Origin of the sequence: Pantoea sp. UBA5035 (assembly GCF_002415245.1) — a bacterium.
GTDB classification, from domain to species: Bacteria; Pseudomonadota; Gammaproteobacteria; order Enterobacterales; family Enterobacteriaceae; genus Pantoea; species Pantoea septica.
This window is the reverse complement of sequence record NZ_DICD01000001.1, coordinates 14476-35232: the sequence shown is the minus strand read 5'-3', so window position 1 is coordinate 35232 and position 20757 is coordinate 14476. Positions and strand designations below refer to the sequence as shown.

Below are 20757 nucleotides of genomic sequence, written 5' to 3'. Positions count from 1 at the left end.
TATCAATCGTCTTCACAATGGCGGCGCAGCCGTTGCGCCTCGCCGCCGGGTTTTATAACTAAAAAAGGCGGAAGTGCGCAGTCATCTGGCTGTTTTTAAGCCATTTTTATAACTTTTTTACGCCCGCCCTCCGCAATTTAACCGCTTCTTTATACCGATGCGCGCAGGCTAACGCGAAACCCTGATCCCTCTGGAGGTCGCTGTGAGCGTGGGCGTAATAACCGGCATCGTGCTGGTGTTTTTGTTACTGGGCTACCTGATCTATGCCCTGCTGAATGCGGAGGCGTTTTGATGGCCGCCAATGCGTTTTTACTGATTGCCGTTTTTCTCGCGGCGTTAATGGCGCTGGCGCAGCCGCTGGGACGCGGGCTGGCCGCGCTGATCGCCGATAAGCCGGTGCTGCCGGGCGTCGAGCGTCCGCTCTGGCGTCTGCTCGGCGCGGAGGCGCCGACCATGCGCTGGCCGCACTATCTGCTGGCGATCCTGCTGTTTAACCTGCTCGGCCTGCTGCTGCTGACGGCGATACTGCTGCTGCAGGATCGGCTGCCGCTCAACCCGCAGCAGCTGCCCGCGCTGAGCTGGCATCTGGCGCTCAATACCGCGGTCAGCTTCGTTACCAATACCAACTGGCAGTCCTACGGCGGGGAGAGCACCCTGAGCTACTTCAGCCAGATGGTCGGCCTGACGGTGCAGAACTTCGTGTCGGCGGCGACCGGCATCGCGGTGGCGTTCGCGCTCATCCGCGGTTTCGCCAGCCGCGCCACCGATACGCTTGGTAACGCGTGGCGCGATTTGACGCGCATCACGCTCTACGTGCTGCTGCCGATCAGCCTGCTGATGGCGCTGCTGTTCGTCAGCCAGGGCAGCATTCAGAACTTCCTGCCGTACCACGCCGTCGCCACGCTGGAAGGGGCGCAGCAGACGCTGGCGATGGGGCCGGTGGCGTCGCAGGAAGCGATCAAGATGCTGGGCACCAACGGCGGCGGCTTTTTTAACGTCAACTCGGCGCATCCGTTCGAGAACCCCAACGCGCTGACCAACTTCGTGCAGATGCTGGCGATATTTCTCATCCCCGCGGCGCTCTGCTTCGCCTTCGGCTATGCGGTGCGCGACCGTCGCCAGGGCCATATGCTGCTCTGGGCGATGTCGCTGATGTTCGTCGTAGCGGTAGTGGCGGTGATGTGGGCGGAAACGCGCGGCAACCCGCACCTGCTGGCGCTTGGCGCTGACAGCGCCCTTAACATGGAAGGCAAAGAGACGCGCTTCGGCATCCTTAACTCCAGCCTGTTTGCGGTGATCACCACCGCCGCGTCGTGCGGCGCGGTGAATGCGATGCACGACTCCTTCACCGCGCTGGGCGGCATGGTGCCGATGTGGCTGATGCAGCTGGGCGAGGTGGTGTTCGGCGGCGTCGGCGCGGGCCTGTACGGCATGCTGCTCTTCGTGGTGCTGGCGGTGTTTATCGCGGGCCTGATGATCGGTCGCACGCCGGAGTATCTGGGCAAAAAGGTCGACGTGCGCGAAATGAAGATGACCGCGCTGGCGATTCTGGTGACGCCGACGCTGGTGCTGCTCGGCACCGCGCTGGCGATGATGACCGACGCGGGCCGCGCTGGCATGGCGAATCCCGGCATTCACGGCTTCAGCGAAGTGCTCTACGCCGTCTCGTCCGCCGCCAATAACAACGGTAGCGCCTTTGCGGGGCTGAGCGCCAACACGCCGTTCTGGAACCTGCTGCTGGCGTTCTGCATGCTGGTCGGCCGCTTCGGCATCATCATTCCGGTGATGGCGCTGGCGGGCAGCATGGCGGTGAAAAAGGCGCAGCCGGTGGGCAACGGCACGCTGCCGACGCACGGCCCGCTGTTTATCGCGCTGCTGATCGGCGCGGTGCTGCTGGTGGGCGCGCTGACCTTTATTCCTGCTCTGGCGCTGGGTCCAGTCGCCGAGCATCTGCAACTTCTTCAGGGTACGCACTCATGAGTCGTCAACAACAGGCGCTGAACGGCGCACTGATGCGCGTCGCGCTGGTCGACGCGCTGAAAAAGCTGGATCCGCGCGTGCAGTTCCGCAATCCGGTGATGTTCGTGGTCTGGCTCGGCAGCCTGCTCACTACGCTGCTGGCGCTGGGCATGGCGGGCGGCTGGCTTGACGGCCGCGCCAGCTTTACCGGCGCCATCGCCCTCTGGCTCTGGTTCACCGTGCTGTTCGCCAACTTCGCCGAAGCGCTGGCGGAAGGGCGCAGCAAGGCGCAGGCGAGCAGCCTGAAAGGGGTCAAGAAAACCAGCTTTGCGAAAAAGCTGGCTGAGCCGCGCCATGGCGGCCAGTGGCAGCAGGTCTCTGCCGACAGCCTGCGCAAAGGGGATATCGTGCTGGCGGAGGCGGGCGATATTATTCCCTGCGACGGCGAAGTGCTGGAGGGCGGCGCCTCGGTAGACGAGAGCGCCATCACCGGCGAATCCGCGCCGGTTATCCGCGAGTCGGGCGGCGACTTCGCCTCGGTAACCGGCGGTACGCGCATTCTTTCCGACTGGCTGGTGATCCAGTGCAGCGTTAATCCGGGCGAGACTTTTCTCGATCGCATGATCGCCATGGTGGAAGGGGCGAAGCGGCGGAAAACCCCTAACGAGATCGCGCTGACCATTCTGCTGGTATCGCTGACCATCGTGTTTCTGCTGGCGACCGTCACCCTGTGGCCCTTCTCGGCGTGGGGCGGCGCGCCGGTCAGCGTCACGGTACTGGTGGCGCTGCTGGTCTGTTTGATCCCGACCACCATCGGCGGCCTGCTCTCCGCCATCGGCGTGGCGGGCATGAGCCGCATGCTGGGCGCCAACGTAATCGCCACCAGCGGGCGCGCGGTTGAGGCGGCGGGCGACGTCGACGTGCTGATGCTGGACAAGACCGGCACCATTACGCTCGGCAACCGTCAGGCGACGCAGTTTCTGCCCGCGCCAGGCGTTAGCGAAGAGCAGCTGGCCGACGCGGCGCAGCTCGCCTCGCTGGCGGATGAGACGCCCGAGGGGCGCAGCATCGTGGTGCTGGCGAAACAGCGCTTTAACCTGCGCGAGCGCGACCTTAACAGCCTGGGCGCAAGCTTTATTCCCTTCTCGGCGCAGACGCGCATGAGCGGCGTCAACGTGCAGGACCGGCTGATCCGCAAAGGCGCGGTGGACGCCGTGAAACGCCATATCGAAGCCAACAGCGGCCGCTTCCCGGCGGAGGTCAACGCGCTGGTGGAAGAGGTGGCGCGCGCCGGCGGCACGCCGCTGGTGGTGTCGGAAGGTGCGAAGGTGCTGGGCGTGGTGGCGCTAAAAGATATCGTGAAAGGCGGCATCAAAGAGCGTTTCGCCGAGCTGCGCAAGATGGGCATCAAAACCGTGATGATCACCGGCGACAACCCGCTGACCGCGGCGGCGATCGCGGCGGAGGCGGGCGTCGACGACTTCCTGTCGGAAGCGACGCCGGAAGCCAAGCTGGCGCTGATCCGCCAGTATCAGGCGGAAGGCCGGCTGGTGGCGATGACCGGCGACGGCACCAACGACGCCCCGGCGCTGGCGCAGGCCGACGTGGCGGTGGCGATGAACTCCGGCACCCAGGCGGCGAAAGAGGCGGGCAACATGGTGGATCTCGACTCCAACCCCACCAAGCTGCTGGAGGTGGTGCATATCGGTAAGCAGATGCTGATGACGCGCGGCTCGCTCACCACCTTCAGCATCGCCAATGACGTCGCTAAATATTTCGCCATTATCCCGGCGGCCTTCGCGGCGACCTATCCGCAGCTCAACCTGCTGAACGTGATGCATCTGCATTCGCCGTCGTCGGCGATCCTGTCGGCGGTGATTTTTAACGCGCTGGTGATTGTCTTCCTGATCCCGCTGGCGCTGAAGGGCGTGAGCTACCGGCCGCTGAGCGCCGCGGCGCTGCTGCGCCGCAACCTGCTGATCTATGGCCTGGGCGGGCTGCTGGTGCCCTTTATCGGCATTAAAGCCATCGACCTGCTGCTGGTGCTGCTGGGTCTGGCATAAGGAGAAAAAAATGAGTCAGTTACGTCCGGCAATGTTAGTTTTACTGCTGCTCACCCTGATCACCGGCGTGGGGTATCCTTTACTCACCACCGGCCTGGCGCAGTGGCTGTTTCCTACGCAGGCCAACGGCTCGCTGATCGAAGAACGCGGTTCGGCGCTGATCGGCCAGAACTTTACCCGGCCCGGCTATTTCTGGGGGCGGCCGTCGGCAACCGGCGACGCGCCCTATAATCCGCTGGCGTCGAGCGGCAGCAATCTGGCGGCAAGCAATCCGGCGCTGGACAAGGCGGTGGCGGAACGCGTCGCCGCGCTGCGCGCCGCCAATCCGCTCTCGCCGCAGGCGGTGCCGGTCGATTTGGTGACCGCCTCGGCCAGCGGCCTGGATCCGGCGATATCGCCCGCCGCCGCGCACTGGCAGGCGCCGCGCGTCGCCACCGCGCGTCAGCTGCCGCTGAAAACGGTAGAGGATTTAATCGACGCCAATACGGAGCGGCCGCTGCTCGCCTTTAGCGGCGATCCCACCGTCAACGTGCTGCGGCTTAATCTGGCGCTGGACGCGCTGACTCAACCCTGAAGGACGCAATGAACGACGAACGCGAACGCCCCGATCCCGACGCGCTGCTGTTGCAGCAGGCCGACAGCCATCGCGGCAAGCTGAAAATCTACTTCGGCGCCTGCGCGGGCGTAGGCAAAACCTACGCCATGCTGCAGGAGGCGCAGCGGCTGCGCGCGCAGGGGCTCGACGTGCTGATCGGCGTGGTAGAGACGCACGGGCGGGAAGAGACCGCCAGCCTGCTGCATGGGCTCGCGGTGCTGCCGCGGCGCGCCACCGGCCGCTCGCGTCATGCCGAGTTCGACCTTGACGCGGCGCTGGCGCGCCACCCGGCGGTGATCCTGATGGACGAGCTGGCGCACACCAACGTGCAGGGTTCGCGCCATCCCAAGCGCTGGCAGGATATCGACGAGCTGCTGGATGCGGGCATCGATGTGATCACTACCGTCAACGTGCAGCACCTGGAAAGCCTCAACGACGTGGTGGGCGGCGTCACCGGCATTCGCGTGCGCGAAACCGTTCCCGACCCCTTTTTCGACAGTGCCGATGAGGTGGTGCTGGTGGATCTGCCGCCGGACGATCTGCGCCAGCGCCTGAAAGAGGGCAAGGTCTACGTCGGCGATCGCGCGGAGCGCGCCATCGAAAACTTCTTTCGCAAGGGCAACCTGTTCGCCCTGCGCGAACTGGCGCTGCGGCGCACCGCCGACCGCGTGGACGATCAGATGCGCGCCTGGCGCGACCAGCAGGGGCGCGACCGCGTCTGGCACACGCGCGACGCCATTCTGCTCTGCATCGGCGACAATTCCGGCAGCGAAAAGCTGGTGCGCACCGCCGCGCGGCTGGCGGCGCGGCTTGGCAGCGAGTGGCACGCGGTCTACGTTGAGACGCCGCGCCTTAACCGGCTGCCGGAAGCGCGGCGGCGCGGCGTGCTGAAAACCCTGCAGCTGGCGCAGGAGCTGGGCGCGGAGACCGCCACGCTCTCCGATCCCGACGAGGCGCAGGCGGTGTTGCGCTACGCCCGCGAACATAACCTCGGCAAGATCGTTACCGGCCGTCGCCCGCTGCGACGCTGGCATCGCGACAGCTTCGCCACGCGCCTCGGCAAGCTGGGGCCAGATCTCGATCTGCTGGTGGTGGCGCTCGACGAGCCTGCCGCCGAGGCCTCGACGGTAGCGGACGCGCGCGTCGGCGGCGACCGCTGGCGCCTGCCGCTGCGCGGCGTGCTGATGGCGCTGCTGCTCTGCATTGTGGTCACCGCCGCCGGGCGCTGGCTGCTGGCCGGCTTCGATACCGCCAACGGCGTGATGATCTACCTGCTGGCGGTGGTGATTATCGCGCTGCGCTACGGGCGCTGGCCGTCGGTGATCGCCACGGTGATGAATATTCTCGCCTTCGACCTCTTTTTCGTCGCGCCGACCGGCACGGTGGCGGTCTCCGACTTGCAGTATCTGGTGACCTTCGCGGTGATGCTGGCCGTCGGCGTGATTGTCGGCAACCTGACCGCCGGCGTGCGCTATCAGGCGCGCGTGGCGCGCTACCGCGAGCAGCGCGCGCGTCACCTCTACGAGATGGCGAAGTCGCTGGGCAGCGCGCTAACGCCTGAAGATATCGCCGCCACTACTCAGCGCGTTATCGACGTCACGCTGCAGGCGCGCAGTCTGCTGCTGCTGCCGAACGAACAGGGCGAGCTGGTGGCGACGGGCGCGGCGACGCCGGGCAGCGAGCCGGATCGCGCCATCGCCAAATGGAGCTACAGCAAGGGCCAGCCCGCAGGCGCGGGCACCGATACGCTACCCGCCGTGCCCTACCAGATACTGCCGCTAAAGAGCGGCGCGCACTGCCGCGGGCTGCTGGTAGTAGAGCCGCAGAACCTGCGCCAGCTGATGATCCCGGAGCAGCAGCGGCTGGTGGAGACCTTTACCGTGCTGATCGCCAACGCGCTGGAGCGGATGGCGCTGTCGCAGAGCGAGGCGGCGTCGCGGCTGGCGGCGGAGCGCGAACAGCTGCGCAACGCGCTGCTCTCCGCGCTGTCGCACGATCTGCGCACGCCGCTGACCGTGCTGTTCGGCCAGGCGGAGATGCTGATGCTGGACCTGGCCAGCGAAGAGTCGAAGTATGTGACGCAGGCGAACCAGATCCGCGAGCAGACGCTGAGCACCATCCGGCTGGTCAGCAATATGCTCGATATGGCGCGCATCCAGTCGGGCGGTCTGAACCTGCGCGAAGAGTGGCTGGCGCTGGACGAGGTGATCGGCGGCGCGCTCAGCAGCATGGCGCCGTCGCTGAAAGGGCACGGCGTCACGCTCGACCTGCCGTCGGAGCTGGTGCTGATCAAAGGCGACAGCGCGCTGCTGGAGCGCGTGCTGACCAACCTGATCGAGAACAGCCTGAAATATGCCGACAACAGCGCGCAGCGCGGCATTCGCGCCTGGCGCGACGGCGAGCGGCTGGAGATGGCGGTATGGGACAACGGGCCGGGCATCGCCGATAAAGACCTGACGCGTATCTTCGACAAGTTCGCCCGCGGCGATAAAGAGTCGTCGGTGCCGGGCGTCGGGCTGGGGCTGGCGATCTGCAAAACCATCGTCGAGAGCCACGGCGGCCGCATCTGGGCTGAAAATCGTATTGAAGGCGGCGTGGCTTTTCGCCTCTCTTTGCCGCTGCCGCCCGCGCCTGAAATTTCTGAAGAGGCGCTGAAATAACTTCACAGAGGATGGGTTATACTGCCTCACCTGTCTGATTACCTGTGGGAAATTATGGAACGTTTTACCGAAAACCTGATGTATGCGTCGCGCTGGTTGCTGGCTCCGGTTTACATTGGACTTTCGCTGGGTTTGCTGGCGCTGACGATTAAGTTTTTCGAAGAAATTTTTCACCTGCTGCCCAATATTCTCAGCATTGCGGAAAACGATCTGATCCTGCTGCTGCTGTCGCTGGTCGATATGACGCTGGTGGGCGGCCTGCTGGTGATGGTAATGCTCTCGGGCTACGAGAACTTCGTCTCTAAGCTCGATATCGACGACCATAAAGAGAAGCTGAGCTGGCTCGGCAAGATGGATTCCGGCTCGCTGAAAAACAAGGTCGCGGCCTCGATCGTCGCCATCTCCTCTATTCATCTGCTGCGCGTGTTTATGGAAGCGCGTAACGTGCCCAACGACAAGCTGATGTGGTATGTGATCATCCATCTGACCTTTGTGCTGTCGGCCTTTGTGATGGGCTGGCTGGATAATATGTCGAAAAACGAGAAGAAGTCCGCGTAACGATTAAGAGGCGGCTGCGCCTCTTAGCGCTTAAACGTCCCGGCTGGCCGCGTGCCGGTCAGCTGCGGCATCACCTCCCGCACCATCTCGAAAAACTTCTGCAGGCGCGCCGGATAGTAGCTTGCCCAGGGATAGGTGAGCCAGACCGGCAAAGGCGGCGCCTGCCACTGCGGCGTCAGCTGCACCAGTTCGCCGCGCGCTAAATCTTCCTGCACCACCCACGACGACATAATCGCCGCGCCCATGCCCATTAATGCCGCTTTGCGCACCGCGTAGAGGCTGTCGCTGCTCAGGCGCGGCGCAATCGCCATATTGACCGGCTGGCCGTCGTCAACCCGTTGTAACGCAATCTCGTTACGGTAAAAGCTGGTCAGCGCCAGCCAGGGCAGCGTCGCCAGCTGCTCCACGGCGTCGATCGGCGCGTGCCGCGCCAGCAGATCCGGCGAGGCCACCACGATGCGCGGCACTTCCGCCAGCAAAATCGCCACGATAGCGGGATCGCTCAGCGCGCCGACCTGAATCGCGCAGTCGACATTCTCGGCGATAAAGTCGGGCGTGCGATCGTTGAGCATCCACTCCACGTTAAGACGCGGATAGCGCATCAGGTATTCCACCAGCGGCGCGACCAGCTGATCCTGGCCAAAGGCGTGCGGCGCGCGCACCCGCAGCGTGCCGACCGGTTCGTCGTTGGCGTGGGTCAGCTCATCCTCCAGCGCGTGCCAGGTCGCCAGCAGCTGGCGCGCATGGGCGTAGCAGCGCTCGCCGTCGTCGGTCAGCTTGAGCGCGTGGGTGGTGCGCATGATCAGCTTCAGCCCAAGACGCTGCTCCAGCGCCTGCAGCCGACGGCTGATGGTGGGCTGGGTGGTGTTGAGCTGCGCGGCCGCGGCCGACAGACTGCCGCTTTCCACGATGCGGATAAAGGTCTGCATCAGTTCAATACGATCGGGACTGGATAGGTTGTTCATACGTACCACGCATAACAGTTTTGCTTTTTACCAGTCTACCGCGTATGGCGGCAATCCGCTTTACTAAGCGCCATACCCCTGTGGAGATGATGATAATGTCAGCGATTAACAGCATTACGGCCAGTCCGGCCGAAAGATTGCCCGGTCCCCTGGTCTTTACCCTTGCCGCAGGCGCAGGGTTGAGCGTGGCCTCGATTTACTACAGCCAGCCGATGCTGGATATTATCGGCAAACAGTTCAACGTCGGCGTTGGCGCGGTCGGTATGGTGCCGATGCTGACGCAGATGGGCTATGCGCTGGGCATTCTGCTGCTGGCGCCGCTGGGCGACCGTCACGATCGCCGCGCCATCATCCTGATTAAAGGGCTGCTGCTGGTAGCGGCGCTGTTGCTGTGCGGCTTCTCCGGCGGCCTGAACGCGCTGCTGATCGCCAGCTTCGCCACCGGCCTGACGGCGACGGTAGCGCAGGATATCGTGCCGGCCTCCGCCGCGCTGGCGCCCGAGCGCAGCCGCGGCAAGACGGTCGGCACGGTGATGACCGGCCTGCTGGTAGGCATTCTGCTGTCGCGGGTGGTGAGCGGCGTAGTGGCGGAGTATTTCGGCTGGCGCGCCATGTACTGGCTGGCGGCGGCGCTGGTGCTTTTCATCAGCCTGGCGCTGTGGCGCGCGCTGCCGCGCTTTACGCCCGGCACCTCGGTAAGCTACCCGCGGCTGCTGCTGTCGCTGGCGCATCTCTGGCAGCATCATCAGACGCTGCGTCGCGCGGCGCTGGCGCAGGGCCTCTTGTCGGTCGGTTTTAGCGCCTTCTGGTCGACGCTGGCGCTGATGCTTAGCGATCGCTTCCACCTCGACAGCGGGGTTGCAGGCGCCTTCGGCCTGGCGGGCGCGGCGGGCGCAATGGCCGCGCCGCTGGCGGGCAGCATCGCCGACCGTATCGGCCCGGCGCGCGTCACCATCGTCGGCGCCGGACTGGTCACCGTCTCCTTCGCGCTGATGTTCCTGCTGCCTGCGCTGCCGATCCCTGCCCAGCTGGCGCTGATCGTGCTCAGCACCATCGGCTTCGACTTAGGCGTGCAGGCCACGCTGGTGGCGCACCAGACGCTGGTTTACAGCCTGGCGCCGGAAGCGCGTAGCCGCCTTAACGCGCTGCTGTTTACCGTGGTGTTTATCGGCATGGCGACCGGCGCCGCGCTGGGCAGTCTGGCGCTGGCGCGCTGGGGCTGGAACGGCGTCGTGACGCTCGCCACGCTGGCCGGTGCCGCCAGTTTCGCGCTTCGCCTGGCGAGCCGGCACCTGAAGAACTGATCCCGCTTTCGCGCTCTTGTGCCAGGATTAAACATAATCTTTAGGGAAAACGGAGCGTTATGAACTTTCTTGCCTGGATGGCGGCCACTGGCTGCCTTCTGTTATTAATGTCGCTGGCGTCGGGATGGATCCATCGCGGGCCGGTGACGTCGTTTGGGCTTTACCTGTTAGCCGGGATCCTCTGCGGACCCTGGGTGTTCGACGTCGTGCAGATCGATATTCTGAAACATTCGGAAGCCGCCGCGCATATTACCGAGATCACCATGGCGGCCTCGCTGTTTATCACCGGGCTGAAGCTACGGCTGCCGCTGCGCGCGCACAGCTGGCGGCTCGGCATGCGGCTCGCCTTTCCGGCAATGCTGCTGACGGTCGGCGGCATGACGCTGCTGGCGCACTGGCTGGTGGGCTTCGACTGGCCGCTGGCGCTGGCGTTTGGCGCCATCGTCGCGCCGACCGATCCGGTGCTGGCGAGCCTGATTTCCGTTAACGACGCGCGCGACGACGACGCGCTGCGCGTGGCGCTCTCCAGCGAAGCGGGCATGAATGACGGATCGGCGCTGCCGCTGCTGGTACTGGCGCTGCTGCTGTTTAACGGCGAAAGCCTCACCTGGAGCAGCTTTGGGCACTGGACGGCGGTCGAGGTGATCTGGGGCATCGGCGGCGGCCTGGGGCTCGGCTTTCTGTTTGGCCGCCTTGTGGGTTTACTGGCGACGCGTCTGCGCAATGCGCACGGCGACGTGGCGCCCAGTGATTTTCTCGCGCTGGCGCTGATCGCGCTCAGCTACGCAGCGGCGGAAGCGCTGGGCGCATCCGGCTTTCTGGCGACCTTCGCCGCCGGCGTCGGGCTGCGCCGCGCCGAGCTGCGCGTCTTCAAAAGTTTCCCGCCGGAAGAGCTAAGCGAAGAAGAGCGGGTGCTGCCCGCCGAGGCGCTGGTCAATCCCAACAATCGTCTGGAGCACGCCGGGGAAAGCGGCAACATGGTGAAATCGGTCGGGCTGGTAGTCAGCGACGCGCTTTCGTTTGGTGATACCATTGAGCGGTTGCTGGCGGCGGCGATGATGGTGGTGCTGGGCGTGACGCTTGCCCATCACTGGAACCTCGACGGCATCCTGTTGGGACTGGCATTATTTATCGTGGTGCGACCGCTGGCGGTCTGGCTGACGACGCTGCGCTGCGGCATTCCGCCGGTGCGCCGTCTGCTGATCGGCTGGCTGGGAATTCGCGGTATCGGCAGTATTAACTACATCGCCTTCGCCTGGGTACACGGCATGGCGGGACAACAGGCCGAAACAATGGTTGATATGGCGCTGACACTGGTGGTGTGCAGCATCGTCATTCATGGCGTGACGGTTACGCCGCTGCTGAACTGGCGCTCGGCGCGCCTTTCCGCCCGGCAGAACGAAGAGTAGACCGTCACCAGGTTAAAACAGGAGTGGATATGAAAAAGTCGTTATTGATTTTACTGGGGATGCTGGCGTCGTCCGCCGCGCTGGCCGCTGACGATGAGAGCAACATCCCGCAGGAGAACGTCTATGCCAGCAAGCTGTGCCATATCGTCAGCGGGGAGACCCAGGTCGGCACGGCGGATGCCTACGTGCAGAAAATGAAGAGCTATACGGCGATGAGCAAATCCTCCAGCGCAATGAACCAGCCGGAGTTTGATGAAGATATTGCTAACGAAGTGGCCAACGCCTGGCTGCAGCTGGGCGAAGAGGAGCGCGGCAAACTCCGTGCCGACGAGCAGCTGTGCGAGCAAACGGTGATGACGCAGTTTCAGCAGGAAGATTAAGCCGCTTATTTACGCTACACAAACGCGCCTCAGGGCGCGTTTTTTTGTGGCATTTTGTGCCGAATTGCGTACATAATCGCCAGCGATTGATATGCGTCACATAATAACAGCGCCGCCGCAGACAGGCGCGCCTGAATCAGCTACTGGCATTGACTCAACGGGCATCATGATCACGCGTCGACACTTTCTTTTGGGTTCCGGAGCCCTCCTTCTTTCTATGACCGCAGGCAAACTCTTTGCCCGTGATGAGGTCATTCCGCTGTGGCCGGACGAGCCGCCGGGCGGCAGCGGGCCGTCTGGGCCGCTGCGCGTCAACAAGCACGGCTCCTGGTCCAATATCGTCAGCCCGACGATCCAGCGGTTTAAACCGGAAAACCCCAACGGCGAAGCGGTGCTGATCGCGGCGGGCGGCGGCTATAAGTTTATCGGCATGGGGCGCGAGGCCTGGCCGGTGGCGCGCTGGCTCAACAGCAACGGCTATACCGCCTATGTGCTGAGCTATCGCCTGCCGGAAGAGAAGTGGCAGGCGGGCCATCTCGCGCCGCTGCAGGATGCGCAGCGCGCCATTCGCCTGGTGCGGTCGCTGGAGCGTAAAGTGCACGTGCTGGGGTTCTCCGCCGGCGGGCATCTGCTCGGCATGGCGGCGGCGCGTCCAGATTTTCGCTCCTATGAACGGCAGGATGAGCTGGATCTGGTGGTGCCAAAAGTCGACAGCGTCGGTTTGATCTATCCGGTGATTACCCTGGAAGCGCCCTATACCCATACCACCACGCACCGCATTCTGGTGGGCAACGGCGCGACGCCGGCAGAAGAGGCGAACTGGTCGGTGCAGAACTACGTGACGCGCAGCTATCCGCCTACCTTTCTGGCGCAGGCGGAAGATGACCCTGTCTCTAATCCTTACAACACTGAACTGATGCGCGATACCTGTCGACGCAACCGCGTGCCGGTGGAGCTGATCGAGATCAGCCGCGGCGGCCACGGCTTCGGTCTTGGCAAAGCGGGCACGCCGGCCGCCCTGTGGGATCAGGCCTACGCGCGCTGGCTCGACCGCCTCAGCTGATCAGGTCAGTATCCGGCGGCTGTCGGGCTGCAGCGACGGCGGCAGCGGAAAATCGTCGTTCATCTCCCGCAGGCTGCGCTCGATAGTGACGCAAATGGCGTTCAGCGGCAGGTCGTTAGCCTCGACGCCGAAGGGATCCTCCAGCTCTTCCGACACTGATTCCAGCGCCAGAAAGGTGTAGGAGATAAACATCGAGACCAGCGGCGTCATGCCGTGCAGATCGCTGACCAGCGCGAACGGCAACAGCGTGCAAAACAGCGACACGGTGCGGTGCAGGATCAGCGAGTAGGCAAAGGGGATCGGCGTTGAGGCGATGCGCTCGCAGCCGCCCAGCACCAGCGACAGCCGGTTCAGATTTTCATCCATGCTCTGCCAGAGAATATCGGACAGGTTTCCCTGCTGGCGCTGCTCGCCCAGCCATTTGCCCAGGCAGAGCAGCGCGCGGCTGGCGGGCATCGGGCTGTTCAACACTTCTTCGCGCCAGCGTAACGGCAGCAGGCGCGTCAAATCGTCGCGCGGGTCGCTGCCGCGCAGCTGGTGCTTCATGCTGTAGCTAAACGCCATCTGCAGCGCCGCGAACTCATGCGCCTTTTCCGCTTCCAGCGGCACGCTCTTGATCTGACGCAGCAGCGAACGATGGGTGATAAGCATGCTTCCCCACAGCGTGCGCGCTTCGGTAAAACGCGCATAGCTGGCGTTGTTGCGGAAGCCCAGGAAGATGGCCAGCGCCACGCCGAGCAGGCTAAAGGGCGCGGTGGTCAGATGCACGCCCAGCGATTCGTACCACTGAAAGCAGACGATGGCGATAATCGACATCAGCAGGTTTAACGACAGGCGGAAGCCGATTTTCGGCAACACCGAACCGTGCCAGCCCAGCAGCCGACGGAACCAGTGTTGGTAAGGACGAACAATCATAGTGAATGCGATGTGGTGAAGTTATTTTTGTAGGTAAAGCCTACGCCGACCGCGGTGCGAATGCGAATTCTCGCGTGCTTTCCCCGGCTTTAATCTTAAAAAAATTAAAAATATCAATCATCTAAAATAAATTTTGATAAGTTGTAAAATTCTTTCCGTTATCTCTTAACAGGCAGGCTGCGTAAAGTTCATCTCAACGGAAACACAACATTCAAACCCCCTGAGAGGAACAAAATTATGTCTAAATTCGACCTGCTGGACCCGCAAAACTCAACGCTGATTTTCATCGACCACCAGCCGCAGATGTCTTTCGGCGTGGCAAATATCGATCGCCAGCAGCTTAAAAATAATACCGTCGCCCTGGCCAAGGCCGGAAAAATCTTTAACGTGCCGGTGATTTATACCTCGGTGGAAACTGAAAGCTTTAGCGGCTATATCTGGCCGGAACTGCTCGCGGTCCACCCGGAGTCGAAGCCGATTGAGCGTACCTCGATGAACTCCTGGGAAGACGCGAAATTCGTTGAGGCGGTAGAAAAAACCGGACGTAAGAAGCTGATTATCTCTGCGCTCTGGACGGAAGTTTGTCTGACGTTCCCGGCGCTGATGGCCATGAAAGAGGGCTACGAAGTTTATGTGGTGACGGATACCTCCGGCGGCACCAGCGTCGACGCTCATGAGCGCTCGGTGCAGCGTATGGTGCAGGCCGGCGCTATCCCGGTGACCTGGCAGCAGGTGCTGCTTGAGTACCAGCGCGACTGGTCACGTAAAGAGACCTATGACGCGGTGATGGATCTGGTGCGCGAACACAGCGGCGCATACGGCATGGGCGTTGATTACGCTTATACCATGGTGCATAAAGCGCCGGCGCGTCAGGCCTGAATATGGCGTGCTAAAGAGCGCGCCTGACAGCAGGGCGAAGGTTCGATTTCGGACCTTCGCCCTTTATTCTCTGTGACTTACCTGTCTCACTAATGACACTGTTTTTCAGCTGTGTCAGGCTCTGGAGATGTTTTTTTCAGAGTCAGGAAAGATGAAGAAGAAAAACAGTACGCCGACCCCGCACGACGCCGTCTTTCGCCAGCGTCTCAGCCAGCCGGACGTGGCGCGCGACTTTATGGAAATCCAGCAGAAGGATACACTGATGACCATTGCAGAACAGCTTAAGCAGGAAGGCAGGCTCGAAGGAAAGCTAGAAGGGGAGCGTGAAGGCATACTTAAAATCGCACTCAGTCTGCTGAAAATGAAAATGCCACGCGAGACGATTATGCAGGCTACGGGGCTGACGGAAGAAGAGCTAAATCGCATTCAGTCAGCCTGACGAGCCCTGGCTTCGCCGCTAAGCTTAGGGCCAGCATCCGCTGGCCCCTCTGTCCGCGCCAGATCAGCGCATCGTCACAAACTCTTCCGCCGCCGTCGGGTGAATCGCCACGGTATTGTCGAAATCTTTCTTCGTCGCGCCCATCTTCAGCGCCACCGCAAAGCCTTGCAGCATCTCGTCCATGCCGGAACCGATACCGTGAATGCCGACGATCTTCTCCTCCGCGCCGACGCAGACCAGCTTCATGCGGCACGGCTGGCGGTGCTGCGTGACGGCGGTATACATGGCGGTAAAGGAAGATTTATAGACTTTCACCTGATCGTCGCCATATTGCTCGCGCGCCTGCGGTTCAGTCAGACCAACGGTGCCGATTGGCGGATGGCTGAATACCACCGTCGGCACGTTGCTGTAATCCAGATGCTCGTCAGGCTTGTTGTTGAACAGGCGCTCTGAGAGACGACGACCCGCCGCGACCGCAACCGGCGTCAGCTCGACCGCGCCGGTGTTGTCGCCGACCGCATAGATGCCGTCGACGTTGGTGTTCTGATACTTGTCGACGTTGATATAGCCTTTTTCATTCAGCGCCACGCCGGTCACCGTCAGGTTCAGGTTATCGGTCGCTGGTTCGCGGCCAATGGCCCATACCAGGCAGTCGACGGTCTGCTCGCGCCCGTCTTCAAGCTGCAGCGTCAGGCTGCCGTCGGCGTTCTTCACCACCGCTTTCGGCACGGCGTGGGTGTGCAGCGTCGGGCCTTCAGCGTTCATCACTTCCACCAGCGTGTCGGTGATCAGCGGATCGAAGCTGCGCAGCGGCGCGTGCTTGCGTACGAACAGATGCGTTTCGGAACCCAGCGCGTTAACCACGCCCGCCAGCTCGACGGCGATATAGCCGGCGCCGATAACCGCGGTACGCTTCGGCAGCGCCTCCAGTTCAAAGAAGCCGTCAGAGTCGATGCCGTATTCCGCGCCCGGTACGTTGGGATGGCTCGGACGGCCGCCGGTAGCGATCAGAATATGGTCGGCGGTAATGCGCTCGCCGTTCACTTCCACGGTATGGGCGTCGACGAAACGGGCGAAGCCCTTGATGACGTCGACGTTGTTTTTGCCCAGCACGTTATCGTACGAGGTGTGAATGCGATCGATGTAGGCGCTGCGGTTTTTCACCAGCGTCTTCCAGCTAAAATGGTTAACCGTGGTATCGAAGCCGTAATCCGGACCGTAGAGATGGATAGCCTCGGCGATCTGCGCCGCGTGCCACATCACTTTTTTCGGAACACAACCCACATTCACGCAGGTGCCGCCCAGTTCTTTGGCTTCAATCAGGGCGCATTTCTGGCCATACATGGCGGCACGGTTAATCGAGGCGATGCCGCCGCTGCCGCCGCCAATGGCGAGATAGTCATAGTGTCGTGTCATGGTGTGTCCATCCGGTTGCAAGAGTTTGGTCTGGATTGTAACGCTGAGAGGCGAGACGGCGCAAAGATTGCGCCTATGATTGTAATAGGGTTGAATTCTCTCTTCACTGACAGGGAAGCATAGCATGCAGCTTACATTTCTCGGCACCGGCGGTGGCGCGCCCAGCCTGCAACGCAACGTCACCTCCATTGCTTTTACCTATTCGCCGCGCGGCGACACCTGGCTCTTCGACTGCGGCGAAGGGACGCAGCTTCAGTACATGCGTTCGTCGCTCAGGCCGGGACGCATGAACAAAATCTTTATCACTCACCTGCACGGCGACCATATTTTCGGCCTGCCCGGTTTGCTCACCAGTCGCTCCATGGGCGGCATTACCGAGCCGCTGACCATTTACGGGCCTGAAGGCATCCGACGCTTTGTCGAAACCGCGCTGTCGCTCAGCGGCTCTTATACCGACTATCCGCTGGAAATCGTCGAGATCGAAGCGGGGCCAGTGCTCGACGACGGCGAGTTCCGCGTCAGCGCCTGGCCGCTGGTACATCCGCTGACCTGCTTCGGCTATCGTATTGAGCAGCACGATAAGCCGGGCTTTCTCGACGCCGCGCGTCTGAAAGAAGAGGGCGTGCCGCGCGGGCCCTGGTATCAGCAGCTAAAAGCGGGAGAGAGTGTAACGCTGGAGGATGGACGGGTGATTAACGGCGCGGACTATCTCGGTCCGGCGACCAGAGGCAAAACCCTGGCGATTTTTGGCGATACCGCGCCGACGCCGATGGCGCTGCAGCTGGCAGCCAATGTCGATTTAATGGTGCATGAAGCGACGCTGGAGGCGGCTCTGCAGGAGAAGGCCAACGGGCGCGGCCACTCTACGACGCTGCAGGCGGCGCAGGTGGCGAAAGAGGCGGGCGCGAAGCGCCTGATCGCCACGCACTTCAGCTCCCGCTATCTGCCGCGCGACATGCAGCGTTTGCTGGACGAGTGCCGCTCGGTATTTCCCGACACCGAGCTGGCACAGGATCTGGCGGTGTTTACGCTGTAGCTTATTCTGCGACGAGCTGCGTCACGGTGGCGTGACCGGTTCCGGCAGGCACCAGCTTCTGGTGCAGCCAGGGCAACAGCTCGTTCATCTGCTGCGCCAGCTTCCACGGCGGGTTGACAACGATCATGCCCGAAGCGGTCATGCCGCGCTGATCGCTGTCCGGGCGCACCGCCAGCTCGATCTGCAGAATATTGCGGATGCCGGTCGCTTCGAGATCGCGCAGCATATGCTTGATCTGCTGGCGCAGCACGACCGGATACCAGAGCGCGAAAACGCCGGTGGCGAAGCGCTTGTGGCCCTCATGAATCGCCTTCACTACCGCCTGATAATCGCTTTTCAGCTCGTAAGGCGGATCGATCAGGATCAGGCCGCGACGGGTCGGCGGCGGTAGTTTCGCCTTCAGCTGCTGATAGCCGTCGGCGCGCTCTACGCGGGCGCGGCTGTCTTTCAGGAACTCGCCGCGCAGCAGCGGGTAGTCGCTGGAGTGCAGCTCGGTAAGCTGCAGCTTATCCTCTGCGCGCAGCAGATAGCGCGCGATCAGCGGCGAGCCGGGATAGTAGCGCAGCGTGCCGTTTGGGTTCAGGTCGCGAATCGCGTTGAAGTAGGGCTTCAGCAGCTCCGGCGCGTCCGGCTGCTGCCAGATGCGGGCGATTCCTTCCAGATATTCGCCGGTCCGCTCGGCATGCTCGCCGCTCAGCAGATAACGGCCTGCGCCGGCATGGCTGTCGAGGTAGAGGAACGGCTTTTCTTTCTCTTTCAGCGCGCTGATGATCAGGCTCTGTACGGTGTGTTTCAGCACGTCGGCATGGTTGCCGGCGTGAAAACTGTGGCGATAGCTCAGCATAACAGTGGGGATTCCGCGGTTGGCGTAAAAAGGCGTACTGCAAGTTAGCGGGATTATACCTGCTGAGGGCGAAAAATGCTGGCCGATTCTCCATCGCCCGCCCGCCCGACGCGTTTCTTCGCCGCTCAGCCTGGCTGGCATTGATTTTCGCTACACTTAACCGCATGTTAGTAAGATTGCGTTGCGCGCCTCGCGCGCCCCATACATTGAACAAGGACTGCGCTATGACCAATCCATTACTCCAGCCTTTTACGCTGCCGCCTTTCTCCGCCATTCAGCCTGAACATGTGGTGCCTGCCGTGACCGAGGCGCTGAACGAATGTCGCGCGGCGGTGGAAAAGGTGGTGGCGCAGGGCGCGCCCTACACCTGGGACAACCTGGTGCAGCCGCTGGCTGAAGTCGACGATCGTCTCGGCCGCATCTTTTCGCCGGTCAGCCATCTTAACTCGGTGAAAAACAGCCCGGAGCTGCGTCAGGCCTACGAGCAGACGCTGCCGCTGCTGTCCGAATACAGCACCTGGGTCGGCCAGCATGAAGGACTCTACCAGGCCTATCGCGATCTGAAAGAGGGCGAGAGCTTCGCTACGCTCGACGTGGCGCAGCAGAAAGCGGTCGATAACGCGCTGCGCGATTTCGAGCTCTCCGGCATCGGCCTCGATAAAGAGAAGCAGCAGCGCTACGGCGAGATCGCCGCGCGTCTCTCCGAGCTGGGATCGGCTTACAGCAACAACGTGCTGGACGCGACCATGGGCTGGAGCAAACTGATCACCGACGAAAGCGAACTCTCCGGCATGCCGGAAAGCGCGCTGGCGGCGGCGAAAGCGCAGGCCGAAGCCAAAGAGCAGGAAGGCTGGCTGCTGACGCTGGATATTCCAAGCTACCTGCCGGTAATGACCTACTGCGACAACGCCGCGCTGCGCGAAGAGATGTATCGCGCCTATTCGACGCGCGCCTCCGATCAGGGTCCAAACGCCGGTAAGTGGGACAACGGTCCGATCATGGCGGAAGAGCTGGCGCTGCGTCACGAGCTGGCGCAGCTGCTGGGCTTCGACTCCTACGCCGATAAATCGCTGGCGACCAAAATGGCGGAGAACCCGTCGCAGGTGCTCGACTTCCTGAACGATCTGGCGAAACGCGCCCGTCCGCAGGCGGAAAAAGAGCTGGCCCAGCTGCGCGCCTTCGCTGAAAAAGAGTACGGCGTCAGCGAGCTGAATCCGTGGGATCTCACCTACTACGGCGAAAAACAGAAGCAGCATCTCTACACCATCAGCGACGAACAGCTGCGTCCTTACTTCCCGGAAGCGCGCGCCGTCAACGGCCTGTTTGAGGTGGTTAAACGCATTTACGGCATCACCGCCAAAGAGCGCACCGACGTCGATGTTTACCATCCCGACGTGCGTTTCTTCGACCTGTTCGATGAGAGCGGCGAGCTGCGCGGCAGCTTCTATCTCGACCTCTACGCGCGCGAGCACAAGCGCGGCGGCGCCTGGATGGATGACTGCGTCGGCCAGATGCGCAAAGCCGACGGCACGCTGCAGAAGCCGGTCGCCTATCTCACCTGCAATTTCAACCGTCCGGTGAACGGCAAGCCTGCGCTGTTTACTCACGACGAAGTTACTACGCTGTTCCACGAATTCGGTCACGGCCTGCACCATATGCTGACGCGCATCGAAACCCCGGGGGTTTCCGGCATCAGCGGCGTGCCGTGGGATGCGGTCGAGCTGCCGAGCCAGTTTATGGAAAACTGGTGCTGGGAGCCGGAGGCGCTGGCCTTTATTTCCGGCCACTTTGAGACCGGCGAACCGCTGCCGAAAGAGCTGCTCGACAAGATGCTGGCGGCGAAGAACTACCAGGCGGCGCTGTTTATCCTGCGTCAGCTGGAATTCGGCCTGTTCGATTTCCGCCTGCACGCCGAGTTCGACCCGGCAAAAGGCGCGCAGATCCTCGAAACCCTGCGCGAAGTGAAAAAGCTGGTGGCCGTGGTGCCGAGCCCGGAATGGGGCCGTTTCCCGCACGCCTTTAGCCATATCTTCGCAGGCGGCTATGCGGCGGGCTACTACAGCTATCTGTGGGCGGATGTGCTGGCGGCAGACGCTTATTCGCGCTTCGAAGAAGAGGGCATCTTTAACCGCCAGACCGGGCAGTCGTTCCTCGACAACATCCTGACGCGCGGCGGTTCTGAAGAGCCGATGGAGCTGTTCAAACGCTTCCGCGGCCGCGAGCCGCAGCTGGATGCGATGCTGGATCATTACGGCATCAAGGGATAACGGCT

17 protein-coding genes and 1 pseudogene are annotated in these 20757 nt (G+C 62.5%); 14 read left to right on the top strand and 4 right to left on the bottom strand.

Annotated features, from left to right (window positions below):
• Positions 1 to 202 precede the first annotated feature (202 nt).
• From kdpF to B3229_RS00145, 6 genes are read left to right on the top strand one after another with little or no spacing between them, the layout of a single operon-like run.
• Entirely contained in the window at positions 203 to 292 is a 90-nt protein-coding gene (gene kdpF / locus B3229_RS00170) for a K(+)-transporting ATPase subunit F (RefSeq protein WP_033753373.1), read from the top strand.
• Entirely contained in the window at positions 292 to 1980 is a 1689-nt protein-coding gene (gene kdpA, locus B3229_RS00165) for a potassium-transporting ATPase subunit KdpA (RefSeq protein WP_048783223.1), read from the top strand. The genes kdpF and kdpA overlap by 1 nt, the downstream gene beginning before the upstream one ends.
• Positions 1977 to 4022: a potassium-transporting ATPase subunit KdpB gene (kdpB, locus tag B3229_RS00160; RefSeq protein WP_286867569.1), complete on the top strand. Its 2046-nt coding sequence runs from the start codon at positions 1977 to 1979 to the stop codon at positions 4020 to 4022. The genes kdpA and kdpB overlap by 4 nt, the downstream gene beginning before the upstream one ends.
• 10 nt (positions 4023 to 4032) lie before the next feature.
• Positions 4033 to 4596, top strand: a complete 564-nt coding sequence (kdpC, locus tag B3229_RS00155; protein ID WP_286867566.1) for a potassium-transporting ATPase subunit KdpC — start codon at positions 4033 to 4035, stop codon at positions 4594 to 4596.
• A gap of 8 nt (positions 4597 to 4604) precedes the next feature.
• A complete protein-coding gene (gene kdpD / locus B3229_RS00150) occupies positions 4605 to 7277 on the top strand; it encodes a two-component system sensor histidine kinase KdpD (protein WP_286867563.1) in 2673 nt (890 codons plus the stop codon).
• Between the two features lie 54 nt (positions 7278 to 7331).
• A complete protein-coding gene (locus B3229_RS00145; RefSeq protein WP_033753356.1) occupies positions 7332 to 7835 on the top strand; it encodes a TIGR00645 family protein in 504 nt (167 codons plus the stop codon).
• Positions 7836 to 7858: 23 nt separating this feature from the next.
• On the opposite strand, the gene B3229_RS00140 is transcribed toward B3229_RS00145, so the two are convergent.
• Positions 7859 to 8800 (bottom strand): LysR family transcriptional regulator, encoded by a 942-nt coding sequence (locus tag B3229_RS00140; protein WP_286867562.1) that lies wholly within the window; start codon positions 8798 to 8800, stop codon positions 7859 to 7861.
• A 95-nt stretch (positions 8801 to 8895) separates the two neighbouring features.
• Here B3229_RS00140 and B3229_RS00135 point away from each other — a divergent pair, with 95 nt between their 5' ends.
• The 4 genes from B3229_RS00135 to B3229_RS00120 all read left to right on the top strand — a co-directional run bounded on the left by B3229_RS00135 (position 8896) and on the right by B3229_RS00120 (position 12956).
• A complete protein-coding gene (locus B3229_RS00135; RefSeq protein WP_286867561.1) occupies positions 8896 to 10104 on the top strand; it encodes an MFS transporter in 1209 nt (402 codons plus the stop codon).
• 59 nt (positions 10105 to 10163) lie between these two features.
• Complete coding sequence (locus tag B3229_RS00130; RefSeq protein WP_286867559.1) at positions 10164 to 11513, top strand: cation:proton antiporter; 1350 nt, start codon at positions 10164 to 10166, stop codon at positions 11511 to 11513.
• Positions 11514 to 11542: 29 nt separating this feature from the next.
• Complete coding sequence (locus B3229_RS00125; protein ID WP_286867556.1) at positions 11543 to 11893, top strand: hypothetical protein; 351 nt, start codon at positions 11543 to 11545, stop codon at positions 11891 to 11893.
• Positions 11894 to 12059: 166 nt separating this feature from the next.
• Positions 12060 to 12956 carry an alpha/beta hydrolase gene (locus B3229_RS00120; RefSeq protein ID WP_286867554.1) on the top strand — a complete coding sequence of 299 codons (897 nt, stop codon included), beginning with the start codon at positions 12060 to 12062 and terminating at the stop codon, positions 12954 to 12956.
• On the opposite strand, the gene B3229_RS00115 is transcribed toward B3229_RS00120, so the two are convergent.
• Positions 12957 to 13871 (bottom strand): bestrophin family protein, encoded by a 915-nt coding sequence (locus B3229_RS00115; RefSeq protein ID WP_048783201.1) that lies wholly within the window; start codon positions 13869 to 13871, stop codon positions 12957 to 12959.
• 237 nt (positions 13872 to 14108) lie between these two features.
• On the opposite strand from B3229_RS00115, the gene B3229_RS00110 reads away from it, so the two are divergent.
• Together B3229_RS00110 and B3229_RS21240 are read left to right on the top strand one after the other, a co-directional pair.
• Complete coding sequence (locus B3229_RS00110) at positions 14109 to 14750, top strand: hydrolase (protein WP_033753334.1); 642 nt, start codon at positions 14109 to 14111, stop codon at positions 14748 to 14750.
• A 151-nt stretch (positions 14751 to 14901) separates the two neighbouring features.
• A pseudogene (locus B3229_RS21240) lies at positions 14902 to 15027 on the top strand (Rpn family recombination-promoting nuclease/putative transposase); the annotation flags it as partial.
• Positions 15028 to 15252: 225 nt separating this feature from the next.
• Here B3229_RS21240 and gorA read toward each other — a convergent pair.
• Positions 15253 to 16605: a glutathione-disulfide reductase gene (gene gorA, locus B3229_RS00100; RefSeq protein WP_286867545.1), complete on the bottom strand. Its 1353-nt coding sequence runs from the start codon at positions 16603 to 16605 to the stop codon at positions 15253 to 15255.
• A 124-nt stretch (positions 16606 to 16729) separates the two neighbouring features.
• Between gorA and rnz the strand changes: the two genes are divergently transcribed.
• Positions 16730 to 17641, top strand: coding sequence for a ribonuclease Z (gene rnz, locus B3229_RS00095; RefSeq protein WP_033753329.1), 912 nt, complete (start codon positions 16730 to 16732; stop codon positions 17639 to 17641).
• Between the two features lies 1 nt (position 17642).
• Here rnz and B3229_RS00090 read toward each other — a convergent pair whose 3' ends face one another.
• Positions 17643 to 18485, bottom strand: coding sequence for a 23S rRNA (adenine(2030)-N(6))-methyltransferase RlmJ (locus tag B3229_RS00090; protein ID WP_033753328.1), 843 nt, complete (start codon positions 18483 to 18485; stop codon positions 17643 to 17645).
• Between the two features lie 224 nt (positions 18486 to 18709).
• On the opposite strand from B3229_RS00090, the gene prlC reads away from it, so the two are divergent.
• Entirely contained in the window at positions 18710 to 20752 is a 2043-nt protein-coding gene (prlC, locus tag B3229_RS00085) for an oligopeptidase A (RefSeq protein ID WP_048783192.1), read from the top strand.
• The last annotated feature ends 5 nt before the right edge of the window (positions 20753 to 20757 follow it).

Coding starts and splice junctions, on each gene's coding strand:
- kdpA (WP_048783223.1), top strand. CDS start 292: ATGGCCGCCAATGCGTTTTTACTGATTGCCGTTTTTCTCGCGGCGTTA.
- kdpB (WP_286867569.1), top strand. CDS start 1,977: ATGAGTCGTCAACAACAGGCGCTGAACGGCGCACTGATGCGCGTCGCG.
- kdpC (WP_286867566.1), top strand. CDS start 4,033: ATGAGTCAGTTACGTCCGGCAATGTTAGTTTTACTGCTGCTCACCCTG.
- kdpD (WP_286867563.1), top strand. CDS start 4,605: ATGAACGACGAACGCGAACGCCCCGATCCCGACGCGCTGCTGTTGCAG.
- B3229_RS00145 (WP_033753356.1), top strand. CDS start 7,332: ATGGAACGTTTTACCGAAAACCTGATGTATGCGTCGCGCTGGTTGCTG.
- B3229_RS00140 (WP_286867562.1), bottom strand. CDS start 8,800: ATGAACAACCTATCCAGTCCCGATCGTATTGAACTGATGCAGACCTTT.
- B3229_RS00135 (WP_286867561.1), top strand. CDS start 8,896: ATGTCAGCGATTAACAGCATTACGGCCAGTCCGGCCGAAAGATTGCCC.
- B3229_RS00130 (WP_286867559.1), top strand. CDS start 10,164: ATGAACTTTCTTGCCTGGATGGCGGCCACTGGCTGCCTTCTGTTATTA.
- B3229_RS00125 (WP_286867556.1), top strand. CDS start 11,543: ATGAAAAAGTCGTTATTGATTTTACTGGGGATGCTGGCGTCGTCCGCC.
- B3229_RS00120 (WP_286867554.1), top strand. CDS start 12,060: ATGATCACGCGTCGACACTTTCTTTTGGGTTCCGGAGCCCTCCTTCTT.
- B3229_RS00115 (WP_048783201.1), bottom strand. CDS start 13,871: ATGATTGTTCGTCCTTACCAACACTGGTTCCGTCGGCTGCTGGGCTGG.
- B3229_RS00110 (WP_033753334.1), top strand. CDS start 14,109: ATGTCTAAATTCGACCTGCTGGACCCGCAAAACTCAACGCTGATTTTC.
- gorA (WP_286867545.1), bottom strand. CDS start 16,605: ATGACACGACACTATGACTATCTCGCCATTGGCGGCGGCAGCGGCGGC.
- rnz (WP_033753329.1), top strand. CDS start 16,730: ATGCAGCTTACATTTCTCGGCACCGGCGGTGGCGCGCCCAGCCTGCAA.
- B3229_RS00090 (WP_033753328.1), bottom strand. CDS start 18,485: ATGCTGAGCTATCGCCACAGTTTTCACGCCGGCAACCATGCCGACGTG.
- prlC (WP_048783192.1), top strand. CDS start 18,710: ATGACCAATCCATTACTCCAGCCTTTTACGCTGCCGCCTTTCTCCGCC.